The organism is Rhizobium sp. Leaf262 (assembly GCF_001422245.1).
GTDB lineage: Bacteria > Pseudomonadota > Alphaproteobacteria > Rhizobiales > Rhizobiaceae > Agrobacterium.
The window spans coordinates 134,579-157,469 of sequence record NZ_LMMM01000003.1; the positions used below are offsets into that span (position 1 = coordinate 134,579).

General features: G+C 56.3%; 22 protein-coding genes and 1 tRNA gene. 11 read left to right on the top strand and 12 right to left on the bottom strand.

Going from position 1 to position 22,891, the window contains the following annotated elements:
* The first annotated feature begins 25 nt into the window (after positions 1 to 25).
* The 3 genes from ASF29_RS05175 (at position 26) to ASF29_RS05185 (ending at position 4,240) form a co-directional block, all read left to right on the top strand.
* The gene (locus tag ASF29_RS05175; RefSeq protein ID WP_062449241.1) at positions 26 to 2,461 is read left to right on the top strand and encodes a penicillin-binding protein 1A; all 2,436 of its coding nucleotides are present in this window, start codon (positions 26 to 28) and stop codon (positions 2,459 to 2,461) included.
* A 98-nt stretch (positions 2,462 to 2,559) separates the two neighbouring features.
* A protein-coding gene (gene prfB, locus ASF29_RS05180; RefSeq protein WP_162237879.1) for a peptide chain release factor 2 occupies positions 2,560 to 3,691 on the top strand; the annotation gives its coding sequence in 2 pieces (ribosomal slippage) (positions 2,560 to 2,628 and positions 2,630 to 3,691; 1,131 coding nt in all).
* A 78-nt stretch (positions 3,692 to 3,769) separates the two neighbouring features.
* Entirely contained in the window at positions 3,770 to 4,240 is a 471-nt protein-coding gene (locus ASF29_RS05185; protein ID WP_062449393.1) for a cysteine hydrolase family protein, read from the top strand.
* A 7-nt stretch (positions 4,241 to 4,247) separates the two neighbouring features.
* Here ASF29_RS05185 and ASF29_RS05190 read toward each other — a convergent pair whose 3' ends face one another.
* The gene (locus ASF29_RS05190; protein WP_156462540.1) at positions 4,248 to 4,754 is read right to left on the bottom strand and encodes a hypothetical protein; all 507 of its coding nucleotides are present in this window, start codon (positions 4,752 to 4,754) and stop codon (positions 4,248 to 4,250) included.
* 14 nt (positions 4,755 to 4,768) lie between these two features.
* Positions 4,769 to 5,542 (bottom strand): NAD kinase, encoded by a 774-nt coding sequence (locus tag ASF29_RS05195; protein WP_062449247.1) that lies wholly within the window; start codon positions 5,540 to 5,542, stop codon positions 4,769 to 4,771.
* Between the two features lie 174 nt (positions 5,543 to 5,716).
* Between ASF29_RS05195 and ASF29_RS05200 the strand changes: the two genes are divergently transcribed.
* Together ASF29_RS05200 and ASF29_RS05205 are read left to right on the top strand one after the other, a co-directional pair.
* Positions 5,717 to 6,628, top strand: coding sequence for a PhzF family phenazine biosynthesis protein (locus tag ASF29_RS05200; protein WP_062449249.1), 912 nt, complete (start codon positions 5,717 to 5,719; stop codon positions 6,626 to 6,628).
* 406 nt (positions 6,629 to 7,034) lie between these two features.
* Positions 7,035 to 7,283 (top strand): hypothetical protein, encoded by a 249-nt coding sequence (locus ASF29_RS05205; RefSeq protein WP_062449251.1) that lies wholly within the window; start codon positions 7,035 to 7,037, stop codon positions 7,281 to 7,283.
* 125 nt (positions 7,284 to 7,408) lie between these two features.
* Here the strand turns inward: ASF29_RS05205 and ASF29_RS05210 are convergent, their stop codons facing one another.
* The 3 genes from ASF29_RS05210 to ASF29_RS05215 form a co-directional block, all read right to left on the bottom strand.
* Positions 7,409 to 7,594: a hypothetical protein gene (locus ASF29_RS05210; protein ID WP_062449253.1), complete on the bottom strand. Its 186-nt coding sequence runs from the start codon at positions 7,592 to 7,594 to the stop codon at positions 7,409 to 7,411.
* A gap of 253 nt (positions 7,595 to 7,847) precedes the next feature.
* Positions 7,848 to 7,991, bottom strand: a complete 144-nt coding sequence (locus tag ASF29_RS25075; RefSeq protein ID WP_082453389.1) for a DUF1127 domain-containing protein — start codon at positions 7,989 to 7,991, stop codon at positions 7,848 to 7,850.
* 326 nt (positions 7,992 to 8,317) lie between these two features.
* Complete coding sequence (locus tag ASF29_RS05215; RefSeq protein WP_082453394.1) at positions 8,318 to 8,464, bottom strand: DUF1127 domain-containing protein; 147 nt, start codon at positions 8,462 to 8,464, stop codon at positions 8,318 to 8,320.
* 492 nt (positions 8,465 to 8,956) lie between these two features.
* Between ASF29_RS05215 and ASF29_RS05220 the strand changes: the two genes are divergently transcribed.
* The 3 genes from ASF29_RS05220 to ASF29_RS05230 all read left to right on the top strand — a co-directional run bounded on the left by ASF29_RS05220 (position 8,957) and on the right by ASF29_RS05230 (position 11,834).
* Positions 8,957 to 9,041: transfer RNA gene (locus ASF29_RS05220), tRNA-Leu, on the top strand.
* Between the two features lie 191 nt (positions 9,042 to 9,232).
* Positions 9,233 to 10,705: a trigger factor gene (gene tig, locus ASF29_RS05225; RefSeq protein ID WP_062449258.1), complete on the top strand. Its 1,473-nt coding sequence runs from the start codon at positions 9,233 to 9,235 to the stop codon at positions 10,703 to 10,705.
* A gap of 472 nt (positions 10,706 to 11,177) precedes the next feature.
* Positions 11,178 to 11,834, top strand: coding sequence for a hypothetical protein (locus ASF29_RS05230; protein ID WP_156462532.1), 657 nt, complete (start codon positions 11,178 to 11,180; stop codon positions 11,832 to 11,834).
* A gap of 18 nt (positions 11,835 to 11,852) precedes the next feature.
* Here ASF29_RS05230 and sthA read toward each other — a convergent pair whose 3' ends face one another.
* The 3 genes from sthA to ASF29_RS05245 form a co-directional block, all read right to left on the bottom strand.
* A complete protein-coding gene (sthA, locus tag ASF29_RS05235; RefSeq protein WP_062449260.1) occupies positions 11,853 to 13,268 on the bottom strand; it encodes a Si-specific NAD(P)(+) transhydrogenase in 1,416 nt (471 codons plus the stop codon).
* Between the two features lie 238 nt (positions 13,269 to 13,506).
* The gene (locus tag ASF29_RS05240; RefSeq protein ID WP_062449262.1) at positions 13,507 to 14,043 is read right to left on the bottom strand and encodes a DUF1003 domain-containing protein; all 537 of its coding nucleotides are present in this window, start codon (positions 14,041 to 14,043) and stop codon (positions 13,507 to 13,509) included.
* 93 nt (positions 14,044 to 14,136) lie between these two features.
* On the bottom strand, positions 14,137 to 16,032 hold the full coding sequence (locus ASF29_RS05245; protein ID WP_244473493.1) for an LTA synthase family protein: 1,896 nt from the start codon (positions 16,030 to 16,032) through the stop codon (positions 14,137 to 14,139).
* A gap of 263 nt (positions 16,033 to 16,295) precedes the next feature.
* On the opposite strand from ASF29_RS05245, the gene ASF29_RS05250 reads away from it, so the two are divergent.
* Together ASF29_RS05250 and ASF29_RS05255 are read left to right on the top strand one after the other, a co-directional pair.
* Positions 16,296 to 17,975 (top strand): NAD+ synthase, encoded by a 1,680-nt coding sequence (locus ASF29_RS05250; RefSeq protein WP_062449266.1) that lies wholly within the window; start codon positions 16,296 to 16,298, stop codon positions 17,973 to 17,975.
* Positions 17,976 to 17,988: 13 nt separating this feature from the next.
* On the top strand, positions 17,989 to 18,816 hold the full coding sequence (locus tag ASF29_RS05255; protein ID WP_062449396.1) for a TolB family protein: 828 nt from the start codon (positions 17,989 to 17,991) through the stop codon (positions 18,814 to 18,816).
* Positions 18,817 to 18,884: 68 nt separating this feature from the next.
* Here ASF29_RS05255 and ASF29_RS24650 read toward each other — a convergent pair whose 3' ends face one another.
* On the bottom strand, positions 18,885 to 19,052 hold the full coding sequence (locus tag ASF29_RS24650) for a Thivi_2564 family membrane protein (protein WP_156462533.1): 168 nt from the start codon (positions 19,050 to 19,052) through the stop codon (positions 18,885 to 18,887).
* Between the two features lie 128 nt (positions 19,053 to 19,180).
* Here ASF29_RS24650 and ASF29_RS05260 point away from each other — a divergent pair, with 128 nt between their 5' ends.
* Positions 19,181 to 19,603, top strand: coding sequence for an OsmC family protein (locus tag ASF29_RS05260; RefSeq protein WP_062449267.1), 423 nt, complete (start codon positions 19,181 to 19,183; stop codon positions 19,601 to 19,603).
* Here the strand turns inward: ASF29_RS05260 and ASF29_RS05265 are convergent, their stop codons facing one another.
* Genes ASF29_RS05265 through ASF29_RS05275 form a run of 3 tightly spaced genes read right to left on the bottom strand, consistent with a single transcriptional unit; the run spans position 19,604 to position 22,749 of the window.
* Positions 19,604 to 20,095, bottom strand: a complete 492-nt coding sequence (locus ASF29_RS05265; protein ID WP_062449269.1) for a peptide deformylase — start codon at positions 20,093 to 20,095, stop codon at positions 19,604 to 19,606.
* Positions 20,096 to 20,113: 18 nt separating this feature from the next.
* Positions 20,114 to 20,443 (bottom strand): hypothetical protein, encoded by a 330-nt coding sequence (locus tag ASF29_RS05270; protein WP_062449271.1) that lies wholly within the window; start codon positions 20,441 to 20,443, stop codon positions 20,114 to 20,116.
* Positions 20,443 to 22,749, bottom strand: a complete 2,307-nt coding sequence (locus ASF29_RS05275; RefSeq protein ID WP_062449398.1) for an FdhF/YdeP family oxidoreductase — start codon at positions 22,747 to 22,749, stop codon at positions 20,443 to 20,445. The genes ASF29_RS05270 and ASF29_RS05275 overlap by 1 nt, the downstream gene beginning before the upstream one ends.
* Between the last annotated feature and the right edge of the window lie 142 nt (positions 22,750 to 22,891).

Consider the following 22,891-nt stretch of genomic DNA (forward strand, 5'->3'; position numbering starts at 1 on the left):
GATTCGAAGTATCGGTAGCTTTAATATGATCAGACTTATTGGATATTTCTTCGGCTTGGCCAGCATGCTGTTCCTTGTGGTGGCTGGCGGTGTTGCCATTTATTTGGTGACCATTACGAAGGATCTGCCCGATTACGCCGTGCTGAACAGTTACGAGCCGCCGGTTACGACGCGTATTCACGCTGGTAACGGCGCGCTCATGGCGGAATATGCCAAGCAACGGCGTCTGTTCCTGCCCATTCAGGCGGTGCCCGACCGGGTCAAGGCAGCGTTTCTTTCCGCTGAAGACAAGAACTTCTATCAGCATCCCGGCATCGACGTTACGGGCTTTGCGCGTGCTGCCGTTGCCTATGTCACGGGTGGTCCGACGCAAGGTGGCTCGACCATCACGCAACAGGTGGCCAAAAACTTCCTGCTGACGAACGAACAGACGATGGAGCGCAAGGCCAAGGAAGCGATTCTGTCCTTCCGCATCGAGCAGGCCTACAGCAAGGACAAGATTCTCGAACTGTATCTCAACGAGATTTTCTTCGGGTTGAACTCTTATGGCATCGCCAGTGCGGCTCTGACCTATTTCAATAAGTCGGTCACGGAACTGACGATTGCTGAGACCGCCTATCTCGCTGCTCTTCCAAAGGGGCCGGCGAACTATCATCCGCTGCGTCGTGAAAAGGCAGCCGTGGAGCGTCGCAACTGGGTCATCGACCGTATGGCCGAGAATGGCTACATCACGCAGGCGGACGCCGCCGATGCGAAGACACAACCTCTCGGCGTCAACATTCGCCGCGGTGGCGCTCACATTGCGGCCTCCGATTACTTCTCCGAGGAAGCGCGCCGCCAGATCGTTGAGAAATACGGCGAGAAGGCCCTGCTGGAAGGCGGCCTTTCTGTTCGCACGTCCTTCGATCCCGATATTCAGATGGAGGCCCGCAAGGCGCTTCAGGATGGCTTGCTGGACTATGACGAGCGTCGTGGTTTTCATGGACCGGTCGATCAGATCGAGACGAGCGGCGACTGGAGCGCGGAGTTGACCAAGCTGCGGCCTTTGCGTGACGTACCCGAGTGGCGCATGGCTGTGGTGCTTGCCGCATCGGCAGATGGCGTCGACGTCGGTCTCCGCCCTGATGGCGACAGCGACAATCCTGATGCACGCAGCCGCGGCCATATCAAGCCTGAAAATATGCGGTGGGCATACCGCGACGCCAAGGGTCAGCGCCCGACCGCGAAGTCTCCAGCCTCCGTTGTGAAGACCGGCGACGTTATCTACGTGGAAGCGCTTTCTGACACAGGTAATGAATATCGCCTGCGCCAGCCTCCGAAAGTGCAGGGCGGCATGGTTGTCATGGACCCGCATACGGGCCGCGTTCTGGCCATGGTCGGCGGCTTCTCCTACGCCCAGTCTGAATTCAACCGCGCAACGCAGGCCATGCGTCAGCCGGGCTCGTCTTTCAAGCCGTTCATATACGCAGCAGCTCTGGATAACGGCTATACGCCTGCGTCCGTTGTCATGGACGCGCCGCTGGAAGTCGTATCCGGCGGTCAGGTCTGGAGCCCGAAGAACTACGGTGGTGAAGTGGCTGGTCCATCGACCCTGCGTCTCGGTATCGAAAAATCCCGTAACCTGATGACCGTGCGTCTTGCGCAGGATATGGGCATGAACCTCGTCGCCGAATATGCGGAACGCTTTGGTATTTACGACAAGATGCCACCGCTGCTCGCAATGTCTCTCGGTTCCGGTGAAACGACTGTCATGCGCATGGTTTCCGCTTATTCTGTCATTGCCAATGGTGGCAAGCAGATCAAGCCAACCGTAATCGACCGCATTCAGGACCGTTACGGCAAGACGATTTTCCGGCACGAAGAGCGCGGCTGCGAAGGCTGTAATGCTGTCAACTGGCAGGGTCAGGAAGAGCCGACGATCGTTGATAATCGCGAGCAGGTTCTCGATCCGATGACCGCTTACCAGACGACATCGATGCTGGAAGGCGTGGTTCAGCGCGGTACAGCGGCAGGCAAGATCAAGGTTGATCTTCCGGTTGCAGGTAAGACCGGCACGACAAACGACGAAAAAGATGCTTGGTTTGTAGGTTATACGCCTGATCTGGTCGCTGGTCTCTACATCGGTTTCGACAGCCCGGCACCACTCGGCCGTGGCGGCACCGGTGGCTCTCTGGCTGCACCGATTTTCGGTGAGTTCATTTCGCTGGCGGCCAAGCATCTGGAGCCAAGCAAGTTCATCGTGCCCAACGGCATGCAGTTCATTGCCGTCAACCGCAAGACCGGTATGGCAGCGAATGAAGGCGAGCCGGATACGATCATGGAAGCATTCAAGCCCGGCACAGGCCCGGCCAGCAGCTTCAACGTGATCGGTATGGATGGCGCCATGTCGCAGGAAGATATTCTGCGCGCTTCGCCCCAGGCCCAGCAGGCCATTACCGGTGGCGGTGGCGGACTTTACTGACTTCAAATCACGGATAGGCGAGGGGCGCGGGCTTTACATCCGCGCCCCTCGCATTTATTCACACGACCAGTTTTCAAAGAAGGCGAAGAATCTGCGAAATGCGCAATGAAATCGTGAATGTAGTCGACGAAATCAAGCAGGCCATAAGCCTGCTGAGGAGGCATCTTTGACTGGGACCAGGCGATAAGACGACTGGACTGGTTGAACAACAAGGCAGAGGATCCAAACCTCTGGAACGATGCCACCGAAGCTCAGAAGCTGATGCGTGAACGCCAGCAGCTGGATGAATCGATCAATGGCGTCAAGGCTCTCGAACAGCAGGTCAACGACAATGTCGAACTGATCGAAATGGGTGAGGCCGAAGACGATGCGGATATCATCAAGGAAGCCGAAGACGCGCTGAAGGCGTTGCGCAGCGAAGCCAATCGCCGTCAGGTGGAAGCAATGCTGTCAGGTGAAGCCGACAGCAACGACACCTATGTCGAAGTCCATTCCGGCGCCGGTGGCACGGAAAGTCAGGACTGGGCCAACATTCTGCTGCGCATGTATACCCGCTGGGCCGAGCGCCAGGGTTACAAGGTCGAAGTTCTGGAAGTGCATGAAGGCGAAGAAGCGGGCATCAAATCTGCGACGATTCTCGTCAAGGGCCACAATGCTTTCGGTTGGATGAAGACGGAATCGGGCGTTCACCGCCTCGTTCGTATTTCTCCATATGACAGCAATGCGCGCCGTCATACGTCGTTTTCCTCCATTTGGGTTTACCCTGTGGTTGATGACTCGATCCAGATCGACATCAACGAAAGCGACTGCCGTATCGATACCTATCGTTCGTCGGGCGCGGGTGGACAGCACGTCAACACGACCGACTCGGCCGTGCGTATCACGCATATTCCCACAGGCATCGCCGTGGCCTGCCAGCAGGAACGCTCGCAGCACAAGAACCGCGCCAAGGCGTGGGAAATGCTGCGTTCGCGCCTCTACGAAGCCGAGTTGATGAAGCGGGAAGCAGCTGCGAATGCGCAGGCAGCCTCCAAGACCGATATCGGCTGGGGCCACCAGATTCGTTCTTACGTTCTCCAGCCCTATCAGCTGGTCAAGGACCTGCGCACGGGTGTGGAAAGCACAGCGCCCAGCAACGTTCTCGATGGCGATCTGAACGAGTTCATGGAAGCAGCCCTTGCGCATCGCATCAGCGGTGGTGCGGATGTCGAGGTCGCCGACATCGACTGATCGCCACTGCGCATTCGGTTATCATCACTGGCCTCTCGCAGATCGTCTGCGGGAGGCTTTTCAGTAGGAGAGATGCGGGTGAAGCAGGTTCTTTATATCGTCGATGTTCAGCCAAGCTTCGATCCGCCTCCCGAACTCGTCAGTGGCATTGCTGCCTTGACGAAGCGGCTGCCGAGAGTCGCCAGCGTCGAGCGGCACGATGAAACCATCACACCATTTGCAAGCCAGTTGGGTTGGACGCCGGGAAAATCGGACGATTCACTCGTCTCTGCTGATCGCGTCTTCATCAAACATGGTTATTCGCCGCCGAAGGAAGCGGTGGACTATCTCTTATCGCTCAACCTGGACCGTGTTCTGGTTTGCGGTATTCAGGCCGATACCTGCGTTCTGGCCGCAGGGTTCAGCTTTTTCGATGCCGGATTGCACCCGACGCTTCTTCCTTGGCTGACCGTCGGGTCCAGCCTCGACCGCAGTGGCGCTTTGGGAGCTAAACTGTGGCGGCACCATTTCGGTGCGGTGCTCGATGGACCTGATGACATCGGTCTGTGACCGTGCCTCAGTTGGAGGCCTTTTCGATCTTCATGTCACCCAACTCGTCGATCAGCACGGTCCACGCGTCGGCGTCCTTCTGGGTCGGGTTTGTCTTGAGGTGAACCGTGACGAAAAGCCCCGGCGTATCGGATGCGCCGGTTGAGCTTTCCGGTCGGATATCCGTGACATAGCACTTCATCTGGGTGAATTCCTCAAGCTCGATCGTTTCGATGAGGCTCGGGCCGTTCGCGGTGTAAGCGATTTGCTGGAGATAAATTTTAGCGGTGCCATCGGCTTGGCGGAGGGCAATGACTTTGTAATAACCTCGCGTGGGTTCTCCCGCTGGTTTTTGTCCGCCCGCGGCTTCCGCCGCGTCATCGACGGTCTGCTCCCACATTCCGCTGCTGGTCACAAAGATCGTGGAAACGGGCAGGGCGTCGATGCCTGCTGTCGTTGACGGCGCAATGGCCTGAGCCTGCGTTGTGCAGACACTGGCGGCGAGAAATACAGCGGCGAGGAGGGTTTTCATCATCATCGTCGTTTTCATCAATTCGTAAACTGTTCTGCAAGCACCCTGTCCGACCAGGATCGGTCCGGATCGGACAGGATTTTTGCGGTTCTGTCCTGAGATTGTGCAATACGCACGGTTTGCACCGACTTGACCTCGGTGTGGTCCGCAACGGCATTGACGGGGCGTTTTTCACTTTCGAGAACGTGGACGTCGACCGTGACCTTGTTCGGCAACAGAGCGCCACGCCAGCGGCGGGGTCGAAAAGCGCTGACCGGCGTCAGCGCCAGAAGCGGTGATTCCAGCGGCAGAATAGGGCCGTGTGCCGAAAAATTGTAGGCTGTCGAACCCGCAGGCGTCGCCACCATCATGCCATCGCAGATGAGTTCTTCCAGCCGCGTCTTGCCGTCCACGTCCACACGCAACTTCGCGGCCTGGTGCGACTGGCGGAAAAGGCTGACCTCGTTCATGGCAAGAGCGGAGAATTCGTGGCCGTCGGCATCGACGGTCGTCATTCGCAAGGGGTGAAAGTCGTTACCCGTGGCAACCGCAATCCGCTCCCGCAGGTCTCTGACGCGGTAGTCATTCATCAAAAAGCCGATGGAGCCGCGGTTCATGCCATAGACCCGCTTGCCCGAATTCATGGTCTCATTGAGAACCTGAAGCATGAAACCATCACCGCCCAGCACCACGATAACGTCCGCCTCATCAAAGGCGGCATTGCCGTAGTGGGAGATCAGTTCGTCGCGCGCGCTTTGCGCGTTGTCGGTGGTCGAGGCTACGAAACACAGACTCTCAGTTGAACGCGACATGCCGTCACCCCTGTTGATGGCCTTTGGTACATGAAGACCTGCAGTCAGGACAAGCTCTTTAAAAATGCAACGGCCAAGTCCACAGCTTCTTGAGGGCTTCTGAATAAACAGGGTTGCGGAGGCATGATAGGTCAGGCAGTTTGCGGACAATGGCAGCTGACCAGGGAGTGGAATGTGGCGATAGGGTACAGCATCTACGATGTCTTCACACGGCAGAAGCTGGCCGGAAATCCACTGGCGGTCATGTTCGACGCAGATGATCTCGACGATGTCACCATGCAGGCAATCGCTCGTGAAATGAACCTCTCCGAAACGGTCTTCGTCACCAAGTCTTCAAATCCAGCCTATGCCGCGTCGTTGCGGATTTTTACGCCGGCCTTGGAACTGCCATTTGCCGGGCACCCGACCGTAGGCGCTGCTATCGCCATTGCCGAGCGAAGCCATGGCGAAGGGGACGCCGACATGGTGGCGGTGCTGGAAGAGAAAGTCGGGCCGGTTCGATGTGCGATTCGCGTGAGGAACGGGGAGGCGAGCTTTGCCGAGTTCGACTTGCCACGCAAATCATCACAGGCACAATTGCCGCTGGACAGCGGTCAGCTGGCCGATGCCCTTGGGCTCGCCGAAGCGCAGATTGGATTTGAAAATCACGTGCCGTCTATATGGACTGCAGGTGTTCCGTTCGTGATGATACCGATACAGAATCTCTCCGCTATGGAAGAGGTGGACTTCGACGCCGGTCTCTGGTTGCGAAACGCGCCGATGGTCGAGGGTCGGTTGACATCCGCCTATCTTTATTGTCGTGGAGGCGTCAATCACGCGGCGAAATTCCACGCACGCATGTTCTCACCCGATATGGGTATCCCTGAAGATCCCGCAACAGGCGCAGCCGTCGCCGCTTTTTCTGGCGCGATCCATCACTTCGACGGTTTGACCGATGGGCATCATCCTCTCCTCATAGAGCAGGGTGTCGAAATGGGACGCCCCTCACACATACATCTCAATATGGACGTTAAGGAAAACGAAGTTTTCCGAGCCAGAATCGGCGGTCACGCCGTCCGGATTGCCACTGGCACGTTCGAAATCTGAGACTTAGCCGGAAACCGGAAAAGTCTCACATTGAGCGATCACGAATTCGTGAGTGCATAACGCCATTCCTTGATGCAATTTGTTAACCTTTGCTTGCTGGCGCAGGAACCAAAGCCTGCGACTTCCGTTTATCTCGGCGAAGGAGATGTAACATGAAGTTGCAAAATAGTTCGAATACTCGACGTATCCTGCAGGCGGCCAACAATACTTCCGCCTCTACATACAAGCCTCTCATAATCCCATTGAGAGGGACTTATGTTGCAATGATCTTTCGCCGCTCGCTGAAGAATAATTTCCAACTTGGAAAGAGTTAATCCGGATTTCAAATCCGGATACCACGAAGGTGTGATTCCAAGACATCAGCAGAAAAGTATATATTGCTAATATAACAAGAAGGGAGAATGACATGAAGCCAGTTCTCATCATTGCAGCCATGATAGGCTTTTCCGCTTCCGCCGCCATGGCCGATTGCATGCTCAACAAAAATATCAACGCCTCGATCCCGGTCGATCGGGAATTCAAGACTGCCAGCATTACGCCACCAACCGAACCCGCACAAAAACCAGTCATGGTATTAAAAAAGACGGACCGTTTGCCTGGTAACACTGAAACGGCAGTCGCATCTCCGCAGACAGCACTTCAGCGTATGCAGTAAACCATGAAACATCTTGTCTCGAAAAATCCCGTGCGGATATCTCCGGCACGGGATTTTTTGTATCAAGACCGACGTTTCTCAAAAAGACCGACACCCGAGAGCGTCCCCGAAAAAGGAGCTGGCCTTTAGCTGTCGAGCCGCAGCGAAAGCTGCCTGCCACCGTTCTTCTTCAATATGTAAAGAGGTTTGGTCGTCACCTGCTCGGCACGCCGTTGAAGCTCGCGTCTGCGCTCAAGCGCGCGTTCACGAAGTCCGCGGGACTGGGCTACGAGAGACATAGCGTGTTCAATGGTTTTATCTGCTGCCGTCATGCTGCAACTCCATTTGTTCACTTTATGTTCTCTTATTTTGTCGTGTTTGTCAAGTATGGTGTTGATGGGGCCGCTGGTGGTTCTTGAGAGATGCGGTTTATGGCATCCGCGTCGTCAGCCAATTGCGCAATTCAATTTACTGCGCGAAAAAACTCTGGAATCAAAAACGGCGCCAGAGGCGCCGTTTTGTTACCTGTCGCTCGACCGATCTGCGTGCGTGGGAGGTCGTTTCGCAGATAGTCTTTTACGCTGATTAGCGGAACGAACGGGATGCAACGTTACGGATGTCGTAGCGTGTCAGGCCGATGTCGCTCAGAGCCTGGTTGGACAGGTTGCCGAGTTCGTTAACAGTGCGGCGGTAGCTGATCCAGTTTTTTGCGATACGAATAGGGTTCATGGTGGTTTCCTCGATCTAAGTTTATGTTTCGAATTTCATCCGCTGAGGCGAGACTGACTGCGCTCTCTGCTGTTGATGTGTATATACATATGCGGATCGAGAATGTGCAGTGCAGATATTAGGCGACTGCCATGCATTTGTGCACTGCGTCGGCTAAATTTGCATCTTTGGCGACATGTTGCGTATTTTTTGTGCGTTCGCAAAGCGTGGCACAGCTTGGCGTGAGCAGCCAGTACGCAGACAAAGAAAAAGGCCCGGAGCGTAAGCTCAAGGCCTTTTTTGCAAGCACTAACTCGGCACAGCGTAGCGCCGAAGTTAGAGACTTATTAGATGCCGACGGCAGTGCGTGCTACGCGACGGATGTCGCTGCGGCCGATGCCGAGATCGCTGAGTTCGCGGTCGCTCATGCGGCCAAGTTCAGTTACAGTCTGACGATACTTGCGCCAGTTGTTCAGCGAGCGGGTGATGTTCATGGTCATATCCTTCGTTTCGTCTTTGGGCGCCGCTTGGGTCAGCGCCGAACTCATTTCCTGATCCCGAATATAATCGGTTTAGGCGAAACAAAAACAGACAATGGAGTATGCCACCTATGCGCCTGGCGCATTGCAACGCCTGGAATCGGTGTTCGTTCCTTAACAAATGCATAATTTGGCGGCATTTGAGGAGCAAATCGGCGCGTAACTCGTCTCAGGATTGCTTTGGAGGCATCGGCAAACGTTATTTCGTGTGTTCGCAGATAATTCCAGAGCTGTGAAGAGCGAGTCGGGCAGGGCGCTGTGCAATATACCTTGCGGCGTCGCGAGCGCCATCGAGGGGGTGAAAATCGCTGTAAATGGACAAACGAAGCCGCAAATACCGACGTAAAACCGTCATTTTTCCTTTGCGCTCCTGAAAACGGGTGATATAGAGACGCGCGCTCCGGAAGGCCTCATGTGCCAGATGTTGTTTATGCAGGATTCAAGAGCGCGGGTATGGCGGAATTGGTAGACGCACCAGATTTAGGTTCTGGCGACGAGAGTTGTGGGGGTTCGAGTCCCTCTACCCGCACCACATGAATCGCCGGGAAGATATGTCAGGGATTTCCCTTGCTGCTTCCTTGGCTCAAGCGCAGTTTTTGCTCGGCAAAATGCTTGTGCATGCACGTTATATAGCCACGGCCGGGGAATTTCGATTCCGGCGCTGTGCTCGAAAGTAAACCAACGGCTGTCTGAGCACCGCCGCCATGATGTGAAGGTATGAAAATGCAGGTTATCGAAACGCTCGCTGAAGGGCTGAAGCGCGAAATCAAGGTCGTTATTCCGGCCGCCGATATGAAGTCTCGCCTTGACGAGCGCCTGGTGGACGCCAAGGACAAGGTTCGCATCAACGGTTTCCGTCCTGGCAAGGTGCCGCTCGCGCACCTGAAGAAGATGTACGGCAAGTCCATCATGGCTGATCTCGTCAACGAACTCGTTCGTGACAAGCCATCCGAGATCATTTCCGGCCGTGGCGAGAAGTCTGCAACGCAGCCTTCCATTTCCATGACAGAAGATCAGGACGAAGCAGACAAGATCCTCGCAGCGGAAGCTGATTTCGAATTCAACCTTGCTTACGAAATCATTCCTGCGATCGAGTTGAAGTCGAACGAAGGCATCAAGGTTACGCGCGAAGTCGTTGAAGTCACCGAAGACGAAATCAACGAGCAGATCCTCAAGATCGCCGAGAGCGCACGTACTTACGAAACCAAGAAGGGCAAGGCCGCTGAAGGCGACCGCGTCACCATGAACTACCTCGGCAACGTCGATGGCGTTGCCTTTGATGGCGGCGCTGCTGAAGATGCAGAACTGGTGATCGGTTCGGGCCGCTTCATTCCTGGCTTCGAAGACCAGCTCGTCGGCGTCAAGGCTGGCGATGAAAAGGCCATCACCGTGACGTTCCCAACGGAATATCCGGCTGCAGAACTTGCTGGCAAGGAAGCCGTGTTCGACATCACCGTCAAGGAAGTCGCATCTGCTGCCGACGTTGAAATCAACGATGAACTGGCAACCAAGCTGGGCCTCGAGTCCGCTGAAAAGCTCAAGGAAATCGTTCGCGGCCAGATCGAGAGCCAGTACAACAATCTGACCCGTCAAAAGGTCAAGCGTCAGATCCTCGACCAGCTTGACGAAGTCTACCAGTTCGAAACACCTGTTGGTCTGGTCGATGCCGAGTTCGAAAACATCTGGCGTCAGATCAACACCGATCTCGCACAGTCCGGCAAGACTTTCGCTGACGAAGACACGACCGAAGAAGAAGCCCGCGAAGAATATCGCAAGCTTGCTGAACGTCGCGTTCGTCTGGGCCTCGTTCTTTCCGAAATCGGCGAGAAGGCTGGCGTAGAAGTCACGGAAGAAGAAATGCAGCGCGCGCTGTTTGCTCAGTTGCAGCAGTTCCCAGGCCAGCAGAAGGAAATCCTCGATTTCTTCCGCAATACGCCCGGCGCTTCCGCTTCGCTCCGCGCTCCGATCTTCGAAGAAAAGGTCATTGACAAGCTGCTTACCGAAATCTCGGTAACGGACAAGACCGTTTCCAAGGAAGAGCTTCTGGCTGACGACGCCGAAGAAGGCGAAAAGGCTGCAAAGAAGCCTGCCAAGAAGAAGGCTGCAGCCAAGGCTGACGCTGCTGAAGGTGAAGAAGCCGCTCCTAAGAAGAAGGCTCCAGCCAAGAAGAAGGCCGCCGAAGGCGACGCTGAATAAGCTTCTTTCGCAAGATATTTTGAAAGGCCGTGGCGCAAGCTGCGGCCTTTTGCTTTTCCGGCCTGTCCGACGTGATAGCCGAGGCTGGCAGTGACGTTTCGATCACAATGCAGCGCACAATGATTTTTTGCTGCATCTGCTCTTGTTCATCTTCCATTCATCTGGCAGAATCTCCTCATTGATTTGCAGGTGCGGATGCACGGCAAATCCGTCGCGCAACATGTGCGGCCCGGCTTTAAGCCCTCAGTTTCAACTCTCCGTTTGGCGCTAGCGATAGCATCTTTGCGCCGGATGATTTTCGACGCGCCTGTGCCGGCATGATGATGCCCACAGAGATGGCCATGACGCCATCGTTGCGTGATCTGCAAACTCGACAGCGATTTTAGGCTAAGCTTGGCCGCTCGCCAGTTGCTGGAACATACGCCGTCTGCCTCCCAAGAGATGGTGCGTGTTCAAAGCTTGAGGAACAGAGATGGTGTTAGGAAAACGTCACGGCGTCATCATCGCCGCCGTCGCCATTGGCTTGTCATCGGTATCTGCGCATGCGCAGGAAAAGGGGCTGATCTGGTCTCCCGCGAAAAATTCCGACCAGTCCTATTCCGCCCGGATCGGTGCGAAGTTGCCGACCGAAACGCCGATCCGTGCCGGTCTGGAGATGGGCATGGTCGGCTCGGAAGGCGGGGCGCTTGTTGATACGCCGGTGAAATTCTGGGGAAATGTCACACTGCTCTCCTCCAACCTTCCGGGTGCGAGGGTTGCGGGTGATATTGCCGTGCTGATGAATGCACTGACCGGCTCCAGCGCATGGACCATGACGACATCGCAAAAGCGCATTGCCACGCCTGACTTCGACGTGGAATCCAACCGCAACATGACGGTTCGCTATGATGGTACCGCCCAGCAGTGGAGCGGGCTGGATGTCTCGCAATCGCTTCGGTTGACGCGTTCGGCGACTGGCACCGCCTTCGTTCTGACCGGTGCCAGCCGCGAGACGTTCGATGAATTTACATCGAGCGTCGCCGTGGAGCAGAAGTTTGGCGACAACTTCACCGTCACCGGCAAGCTGAATCAAGGATACGAAGACCGCTTCCGTCCATCGGTGAACGCCCGCTACAATATTCGCTGGTAGGGCGTTCGAGGATTTCGATCAGACGGCGCCTTTGTCTTTCTTGATGTCGCCCATGCGGTTCCAGGCATCAAGACCGGCGATCTTGTAGGCCTCGGCCAACGTCGGATAGTTGAAGGTGTTTTCGACGAAATACTCGACCGTTCCCTTGAGGTTGAGAACCGCCTGGCCGATATGGACAAGCTCGGTCGCGCCCTCACCAACAATATGAACGCCAAGCAGACGACGTGTTTTCAAGGAAAAGATCAGCTTCAAAAGGCCGGTATCGAGCCCCATGATGTGGCCTCTTGAGGTTTCGCGGAAACGGGCGATACCGCATTCGTAAGCGATGCCGCGTTCCTTCATTTCCTCTTCCGTCAGTCCGCATGTGGAGATCTCAGGTACGGCGTAGATGCCGTAGGGGAAGTATTTTTGGGGTTCCATGCCGATGGCACCCACGGCGACGCGTGCGGCGATCCGGCCCTGTTCCATGGATGTCGATGCGAGGCTAGGAAAACCGATCACATCGCCAGCCGCAAAGATGCCCGGAACGGATGTTTCGAATGTTTCAGGGTTGACCGAAAGACGACCGCGGCTGTCTGCCGTCAGTCCTGCCGCGGCAAGATTGAGCGTGTCGGTTGCGCCCATGCGGCCGGCGGCGAACAGCACCATTTCTGTCGTCAGCGTGCGCCCGCTGTCCAGTGTCAGCATAACCTTGCCTTCCGGCGTATGCTCCACCTTGTCGGCCTTTTGCCCGAGCAGAAGTTTCATGTTGCGATCGCGCAGCTGGTAGGTGAAGTCCTCGACGATTTCCTTGTCGATGAAATCCAGCATCGTAGGCTTGGGATCGATCAGGGTGACGGCGGTATCGAGAGCGCTGAAGATCGTGGCGTATTCGATGCCGATGACGCCCGCACCGATGACGACCATGGAGCGAGGCAGTTTTTTCAGTTCAAGCAATTCGTCGCTGTCGATGACCGTTGTGCCATTGAAAGGCATGTAGTCAGGGCGGAACGGGCGTGTGCCAACTGCAAGCAGAATGCTCTTGCCCCTGACGACGACGACCTCTCCATCGTCCTTGTCAATTTCCATCGTATCCGATGTCAGAAAGGTCGCCTTGCCACGAATGTGGGTGACGCGGTTACGCGCAAACTGGTGTTCCAGCACTTCGACCTCATGGTCGAGCGTGATCAACAGGCGTCTGCGCAAATCGTCGGCGCTGATCTCCTGTTTGACGCGATAGGAACGACCGTAAAAGCCACGCTCGCGCCAACCCGACAAATTGAGGGCCGTCTCGCGCATTGTCTTGGAGGGGATGGTTCCTGTGTGAACGGAGACGCCGCCAACCCGGCTACCTTTTTCGATAACGAGGACTTTTTTATCCAGCTTTGCGGCCTGGATGGCAGCGCGTCTACCAGCGGGACCGCTACCGACAACAACAAGATCGTACTCGTTCATGAAAAATGCCTTCGAGACAGAATTGCAATAGCCGGAGATCTGGCTCCAGCGCGTAGGCGTCGCTGCTTAGAAAAGCGTGATGCCATTCTGATGCGGAAGTGATTCCCGCGTCGCTGCACCAAGAGTGCAATGCAACAAATGCCCGCGTCAATCTGTAGCGGAAGAATCTGACGGATTCGTAACCAATCGAAAGAAAGCCGGAAAAAGCTGATGTTTATCAGCTTCTGGCGGGCAAATCTCAATCCTTGCCTTCGCCAGCCACACGGCGATGCAGTTTCGCAATGTCTTCACGCAGCGCCGCCAGTTCGGCCAGCACTTTGCTGTCGATCTTTTCGTGCAGCGACAACACCTCAAGTTCTGATTTCAGATTGACCTCGTAGTCCTTCTCGGCCTCGAAGCGATCGCGCGTGGCCTGGCGGTTTTGCGACATCATGATGATGGGCGCCTGAATGGCGGCAAGCATGGAAAGAATGAGGTTGAGAAAGACGAAGGGGTAGGGATCGAACGCTTCCGACGCCAGCACCACAGTGTTGATGACTGCCCATACGGCAAGGAAGACCATAAAGCTGATGATGAAGCCCCAGGAACCGCCGACGCGGGCAATACTGTCTGCCAACCGCTCGCCAAAGGATGAGCCTTTCGAGAAAGCCGCATTCGTATCTGTGGAAATGAGTTTTCTTTGATGCGCAACTTCCAGAATACGCCTCTCGGCTTCTCCGATCGTTTTGGATGACCGCTTGAAATGGGAGAGGATATAATCAGGAATGGCAGACATCATTGGCCTCCAGAGGACGCGGAATCGCCGCATGAGATAATCGCGTGTAACTGCCGAATTCAAATGAATTCGGCAGGGCGACGAAATCCGTTATCACGTCGAAGGCTGGTCTGCGTTCACCCATGAAAAGCCAGGGAAAAACCTTTCCCTGCCGAATTGCCTGCCGAACATCATATCGAACTGAAGCTGGCGATATTCGTTGATGACGGTGGGAATGGCGAGGGGAGCCGTTGCCCAGTCCGGGACTGCCGAGCCATTCTTTTCCACCAGCATGTGCCGGTCGACAACGGAATAGGACGCCTGAACGTTACCGAGGATACCGGTGTAGAACGGATCGCCGAAGCCTGCGGTTTTGAGAACATGGTAGGGCAGGAGGGCCGGGCTGATGGTTCCGATCCTGTTATGCAGTCCGGTCTTGGATGACCAGAGCACGAGCGGCGTTTCGTGCTCTTTCTTCATTGTGTCGAGAGGTGCACGTCGCGTCGCCACCATACCGGGCATGTGGCCGCTTTCGACGTAGACATGACCAAGTGGCGGCAAATGATCGCCGAACAGAACGATAACCGTATCGCGCTGGCGGTTCTTCGCCCACTCGATCAACCGCGCAAAATTGTCATCGGCCTCCGAAACGCCTTGCGCATAGGTGGAAAGCGCTTGAGCAGCATTTTCGGATAACGGTCCGCTGAGATCGACCGTGTTTTGGTCGTAGCGATTGGGCTCATAGGGCCCATGACCCTGCAGGGTGACGGCAAAGAGAAAAGTCGGCTTCTTTGCCGCATCTAGCGCCTGCATGATTTCCGATGTCAGCGCGGCGTCGGATGCGAACATGCCGCGTTTTTCCATCGCTGGCAGGGTTTCTTCCGAGCGGAACTCCTCAAAGCCGAATGATTTATAGACCTCGCGTCTATTCCAGAACCAGTCCTGAAACGGATGGATGGCGATGGCAGCATAGCCTTCCGCGCGGAAGAATGTCGCCAGTGATGGCACTGGCTGGCGAATATATTGCTGATAAGGAATGCTGCCATAGGGCAGGAAGGCGTTTGAGAAACCCGTCAGCGCCTCGAATTCGACATTGGCGGTCATGCCACCGAACTCCGGCGAAAAGACATGGCCCGATTGTCGGCTGCGAATATTCGGCATTGGATCGCGGGAAAACTGCACGCTCGAAAGTCGCGTCGGGTCCCAAAGAGACTCGCTCATGATCATCACGACATCCGGGAACGTCGAGTGGTTTACCGTGAAGGCAGAGCGGTCCGATACGATGTCCGCGATAGTGTTTTCGCTGTACCCTTCAGGCGCGGAGACATTGGCCATGGGTATGTTGAAGGCGAAAGCCATCAGGAAACCGTTATGGCGATAATTCTCCTTCTGATCCCACATCATCGGAATGATGTTGAGCCGGTCTCGAAGCCAAGAGTGGTGGGAATATTCCATAAGCGACCCGAGACCGGTCAGCAGCGGCGCTGCAAGTGCAAGACGCAGGATACGGGATTTTGGCGTCAACACCGGGCTATGTCGTCGAACGAACCGCCATAGGAACACCGCAGACGCTGCAGCTGCAGACAGCCCCAGAGCGACCGCCAACGCTGTCCAAGGCTGGGCTTTGAGCATGGCCGGCATGAGCTGGAGAATCTGGCGTCCGAACAGCAGGTCAGATGGATAAAGAGGGTCTGAAAGATAGAGCTGCTTTTGATGCGACATGAATGCCGTGATCAACAGAACAGGCGTCGCAATCAGCAGCGACTGATACTGCCTGCCAAAGACGGCATCCAGCGCAAGCAGTGACAAAACTATTGCGAAAAGCGTGGTAATGCCCGGGCGGACCGGCGAGGTGAGAAAGGTACCGAGATCATGCAACGAGCCGCGTGCGATCCACTCCACGCACACCACCAGCAAAAGCGCTGAAAGAGCGAGATTAACCAATGGTATGAAATCGATCGCGATGTGGGAAAGATTGCGCGTAGAACGATTCGAAAGGACGAGCTTCATCCTTTCCGCGACCGATGTTTTGGGCCCCGAATTCCTCAATATTTTAACTCCGGCAATGCGTGACGCGCACGGTGAATCGGGCGTCATGAAGGTGTCATGTAACTGTCACATAAGTCGGGTGAATGCGATATGAACCATGCAAAATCCACAGGCGTCGAGCATAACCTTTGCGTGAAGAGCATAGTGTCATTCGGACGGCAATTTTTTGAGCGACTTTAATAGCCTGCGTTGCACCGCAAGCATGACCACGCTAGATAGATGTTATGACCCAGATACACACCAATCCGAATATTCTTCGAATTGCCGTCGGGCAGTTCAATCCCACTGTTGGCGACGTCGAGGGCAACCTTGCCAAGGCGCGTGAAGCACGCTCGGACGCCGCATCGCAAGGTGCGGATCTGCTGCTTCTAACAGAGCTTTTCATCTCCGGATATCCGCCGGAAGATCTGGTTTTGAAGCCCTCTTTCCTGACGGCCTGCCTGAGGGCAGTTGAGGAACTGGCGGCGGAAACGGCGGATGGTGGTCCCGGTGTCATCATCGGGTTTCCGCGTCAGGGCGAAACGGGACGGCACAATTCCGTCGCGCTGCTGGATGGCGGCAAGATCGTCGCGCTGCGTGACAAGGTGGATTTGCCGAATTACGGCGAGTTCGATGAGAAGCGCGTGTTTTCAGAAGGCTCGATTTCCGGCCCCTATAATTTCCGTGGTGTTCGCATCGGCATTCCGATCTGCGAGGAAATCTGGAACGACCTCGGCGTCTGCGAAACCTTAGCCGAAAGCGGTGCTGAAATACTGCTCGTGCCGAATGGTTCGCCCTATTATCGCGGCAAGGTGGATGTGCGCCATCAGGTGGCCTTGCGGCAAGTCATCGAAAGCGGCCTGCCGCTGGTCTTCGCCAATCAGGTCGGCGGTCAGGACGAACTTGTGTTCGACGGCGCAAGCTTCGCCTTCAATGCGGACAAGACACTGGCCTTCCAGATGAGCCAGTTTGAGTCGACGCTGTCGGTCACGGACTGGAAGCGTGCGGACAAGGGTTGGCATTGCAGCGAAGGCCCATTCTCGCAAATCCCCGAGGGTGAGGAAGCGGATTACCGCGCCTGCATGCTGGGCTTCCGAGATTATGTGAACAAGAACGGTTTCAAGAGCGTGGTGCTGGGCCTTTCCGGCGGCATCGATTCGGCCATCTGCGCCGCCATTGCGGTGGATGCGCTGGGCGAGGAGCGGGTGCGCTGCATCATGCTGCCCTATCGCTACACGTCGGAGGAATCGCTGAAGGATGCGGCGGACTGCGCCAGGGCGCTCGGCTGCCGCTACGACATCGTGCCGATCGCCGAGCCGGTGGATGGCTTCCTGACAGCGCTGACCGAGCTTTTCGAAGGCACCGAAGAGGGCATTACCGAAGAAAACCTGCAAAGCCGTGCACGCGGCACCATTCTCATGGCCATCTCCAACAAGTTCGGCTCCATGGTTGTCACAACAGGCAACAAGTCGGAAATGTCTGTCGGGTACGCCACGCTCTATGGCGACATGAATGGCGGCTTCAACCCGATTAAGGACCTATACAAAATGCAGGTCTACGCCATCTCCAAATGGCGCAACGGCCATGTGCCGCCAACGGCGCTCGGCCCTTCCGGCGAAGTCATCCCCGCCAACATCATTTCCAAAGCGCCATCCGCAGAACTACGCCCCAACCAGACCGACCAGGATTCGCTGCCGCCATACCCCAATCTGGACGATATTCTGGAATGCCTCGTGGAGCTGGAAATGTCGGTGGAAGACATCGTCGCGCGCGGCCACGATATAGCGACCGTACACCGCATCGAACATCTTCTCTATCTCGCCGAATACAAGCGCCGCCAATCGGCGCCGGGCGTGAAGATCACCAAGAAGAATTTCGGCCGCGACCGGCGCTATCCGATCACCAACCGCTTCAGGGATCGGTAATTTGGCAGACAAGATGCGCAGTTCCGTTGAAATCTTCAACATTCGCACCCGGGAGAACCGGGTAGTATGGCAGACAACGGAACTGTTCGAAGCGCCCAACTGGTCGCCGGATGGTTCGTATCTTTTGCTGAATAGCGAAGGCTTGTTGTACCGCCTGTCACTGGGTGGTGAGGCATCGGTCGCGAAGGTCGATACCGGCTTTGCCAGCGAGTGCAACAACGACCATGGCATTTCGCCGGATGGTTCGCTCTACGCGATTTCCGACAAGGTGGAGTTTGGCAAAAGCACGATTTATCTTCTGCCGTCTGCCGGTGGTGCGCCGAGGCTGATGACGCATAACCTGCCGTCTTACTGGCATGGCTGGTCTCCCGATGGAAAAAGCTTCGCCTATTGCGGTATTCGCGATCAGGTTTTCGATATCTATTCCATGGATGTGGAGACGGCGACCGAAACGCGGCTGACCCATGGCGAGGGGCGCAATGATGGGCCGGATTATTCGGCGGATGGGCAGTGGATTTATTTCAATTCCAGCCGGACCGGGCAGATGCAGATCTGGCGGGTGCGGGTGGATGGCTCTGGTGTCGAGCGCGTGACTGATAGCAAGTATGGCGACTGGTTTCCGCATCCGTCACCTGGGGGTGACAAGGTGGTTTTCGTTTCCTATGACGCCGATGTCTTCGATCATCCGCGCGATCTGAATGTGCGCGTGCGCATGATGGACGCGGATGGCGGCAATGTGGAAACGCTGTTCGACTTGTTCGGCGGGCAGGGGACGATGAATTCGCCCAACTGGTCACCGGATGGGGTCGAATTTGCCTATGTCAGATATTTCCCGGCCTGATCCATAAACAAAAAGCCCGACCTCGATTTGAAACCGGGTCGGGCGTTTTGATGTCTATGTCGGATTAATTAAAAGACTGCGAGATACTTCAGCAGCGAAATAATACCGATGATGATAACGATGACCTGAGCAATCTGCTTTGCGCTGCCAGCGACGGGCAAGCGGTTGATCAGCCAAAGAATGAGTACGATGACCAGAAATGTGATCAGAATACTAACGAGTGCGCCTGTAGCCATATGTCCCAGCTCCTATTTTATAAATCTGTAACGGTCGATCACCGTTCCGTGAGTAAAAGCGCAAGCTTGTCTTTTGGTTCCATTGTGCAAAATGTAATTTTTGAGAATTCGAAATTAAGGACATTGGTATGAGCGAAGTCAGGGTGAAAAAGCGCGAGACCGGTGCCACCGCGACATTGGGGCGCAACGGTCATCCGCAAATCGAAACGCCGACCGGCGGTGCACTTGCCGTCGTTACGGCTGCGTCCGAGCCCGGCTTCAACCCGATCGACCTGCTCTATTCCTCGCTTGCCGCATGTCTGGTGCTGAGCGCGCGCATCGCTGCCAGCCGCTTAGGCGTGTTGGATCGTTTCGAAAGCGTGGAGGCGCACGTGACGGGCGAGAAGTCCGAGGGTGAGCCAGCGCGGATCACGCATTTCGATATGCGCCTGAAGATCACCGGCGATTTCGATGCGGAAACGAGAGAGGCCATCGCTCATCAGGCCGAAGAGATCTGCACCGTCAGCAACACGCTGCGTGGGGATGCCGCGTTCAGTCTCTCGGTCGATTGATCAGCGCTGCGCCTTTTCCCATTTTTTCACCAGCCGGTCACGCTTCAGCTTCGACAGGCGCTTCAGCCAGAACATGCCGTTCAACTGGTCGATCTCATGCTGGATGCAGATGGCATGAAAGCCCTCAGCCTGTTCTTCGTGCCACTGGCCAGAGACATCCTGAAAGCGCAGCGTCACCTTGGATGGGCGCTCTACCTCTTCGGTAAAGCCCGGCATGGAAACGCTACCTTCAACGTGGCGCATGCTCTCACCTGATGTTTCCAGAATTTCCGGGTTGACGTAAATCCTGACGTCACCTGGTTTCAATTCCAGCACGAAAATGCGTTGCAGCACGCCGATATGGGCGGCGGTGATGCCGACGCCGGGGGCGGCGCGCATCGTTTCCAGCAGATCAGTCGCAAGCTGGGCCAGTTCAGGACCGAACTCGGTCACAGGCTCGCAATGCGAGGCAAGTGCCGGATGTGGATAGGGCACGATAGGCCGAATTGGCATAGAGGCGTTCCATTTATTCTATGTAGGTGAGAGTGAACTTTTGAGCAGGGTTTCAGAGGCGGATTGCGCGAGAGACGCTGCCTCATCCGTCAGTTCCACCCATGTCCGTTGCGTGCGGGCATCGCGCTTGACGATGGTCAGCATGCGGCCGGAAAGTGCGTTGATTTCCCGCAGCACCAGAGCGTGGGCAATGCCGAGCCTGTTGGAAAGGCTGCGGCTGTCATTGCCGATGCCAAGGTGCACCGCTGCAATGAGTGCGGCCCCGGTGGCGTCGAGCGCAACCGGGGCCGTTTGGCTGATCTGTTCCACCACGGCCAGAAAGCGCGCGGCGGATTGATCGTCATTCATCAGGCGGCCTCTGCCTCTGCGCGCAGGCGAACCGAGACCAGAACCGATTTCGATGTCGGCGTAAAGCTGCCTTCGCCATAGCTGTGCAGCGGCACGAGAACGTTCAGCTCGGGGTAGTAACCGCCGACGCTGCCCTCTGGAATATTGTAAGGCACGAGGCGGAAGTTTTCCGCGATGCGCTCGATGCCGTCACCATATTCACCGATGACATCGACGCGCTGCTTGGCATGTGCGCCCAGCTTTTCCATGTCTTTCGGGTTCATGAAAATCACCTGCCGCTCGCCATAAACGCCGCGATATCGGTCATCCATGCCGTAGATGGTGGTGTTGTACTGGTCGTGGCTGCGGAAGGTCTGCAGAACGAAGATGCCCTCTTTGGACAGCGCTTCCTGATGGTCCGTCTTTTCCGGCAGAGGGCCGGTGAAGAAGGTGGCCTTCTTGGCAGGCGTATTCCATTCGCGTTCTGCCGCCGCATTGCGCAGGTGGAAACCGCGCGGCACGCGCACACGCTCGTTGAATTCATGGAAGCCCGGCAGAACGCGCGAGATCATATCGCGGATCAGATCGTAATCATCGGCGAGCTTTGCCCACTGAACGCGCTCATTGCCGAGTGTCGCGGCTGCGATACCGGCGATGATGGCGACCTCAGAGCGCAGTTCTGGCGAGGCGGGCTCGTTGATACCGCCCGAGCCGTGCACCATGCTCATGGAATCTTCCACGGTCACGATCTGCGACTTGCCCTGCGAGTTGCGGTCGATTTCAGTACGGCCAAGGCAGGGCAGGATGAAGGATGTTTCGCCCGGCACGAGATGCGAGTGGTTGAGCTTGGTGGCGATGTTGACCGTCAGCTTCTGCTTTTCGAACGCCTTGATGATGAGCGGGCTATCCGGCGTGGCGCGCAGGAAGTTGCCGCCAAGCGCGATGAAGGCCTGCGCCTTGCCATCCAGCATGGCGCTGATGGCTTCGACCGTGTTGTGGCCACGGTTACGCGGCATTGGCACGCCGAGTTCCTTTTCCAGCGCGTCGAGCAGGGCAGGCGGGGCCTTTTCGTCGATACCGACCGTGCGGTCGCCCTGCACGTTGGAGTGACCACGCACCGGGCAGAGGCCAGCGCCGGGACGCCCGATATTGCCGCGCAGCAGCATGAAGTTGGTGATCTCACGGATGGTGATGACGGAATGCTTGTGCTGCGTAATACCCATCGCCCATGTCGCGATAACGGCATTGGATGCCATGTAGATGGAAGCAGCTTCCTCGATCTGCTCACGCGTCAGGCCGGACTGATTGAGAATAGTTTCCCAGCTCGTTGCCTCGACGGCGGCGCGGTAGGCTTCGAATTCCACGGCATGTTCTGCAAGGAAATCGTAATCGATGATGGCAGGCTTGCCGGCAGCGCGGGCGGCATCGTCAGCCGCGAAGACGGCCTTGCTCATGCCGCGTACGGCGGCCATGTCGCCGCCCTGTCGTGGCTGATAATAATTGGTGGCAATCTTGGTGTTGCCGCCGGTGATCATTTCGATCTTGTCCTGCGGGTCCGTGAAGCGCTCCAGACCCTTTTCGCGGATTGGGTTGAAGACCGCGATGCGCGCGCCACGAATGGCCGCACGGCGCAGGTCACCCAGCATGCGCGGATGGTTGGTGCCGGGGTTCTGGCCGATGACGAAAATGGCGTCTGCCTTCTCGAAGTCTTCCAAGAGAACCGTGCCCTTGCCGACGCCGACGGAGGCCTTGAGGCCGACGCCGCTTGCCTCATGGCACATGTTGGAACAGTCGGGGAAATTGTTGGTGCCGTAAAGGCGAACCATCAACTGGTAGAGGAAGGCTGCTTCATTGGAAGCGCGGCCCGAGGTGTAGAACTCGGCACGGTCAGGACTGTCGAGGCTCTTCAGAACACCACCGATTTCGGCGAAGGCATCGTCCCATGAGACGGGCATGTATTTATCCGTCGCACGGTCATAGCGAAGCGGATCGGTAAGGCGACCCTGCTTTTCCAGGCTGTAATCCGACCATGTGCGAAGCTCGGAAACGGTGTGGCCTGCAAAAAAGTCTGGCGGCACGCGGGCTTCGGTTGCTTCCCACGCCACGGCCTTCACGCCGTTTTCGCAGAACTCGAAGGAGGAGCCGTGCTCGGGGTCGCCCCATGCGCAGCCGGGGCAATCGAAACCATCAGGCTGATTGGCTTTCAACAGGGTTCTTGCGCCGGAAATCGGTGCGCCCGATTCTAAAAGACGCTTGCCGACGCTTTTGAGTGCACCCCAACCGCCCGCAGCGGAGGAGGCTTTGCCGATGAAATCCATCTTGCCCATTTGATAGGTCTCTTTCTGATCTGTTTTTCTTTTTACGCCGCTCGTTTCCGGTGCCAACCGGATCGATTGTATTGCGGCGCTTTGCCTCAGATTCCCGCATAACTACCATATGTCAACTCGTAACTTCACGGTGGCTTCAACC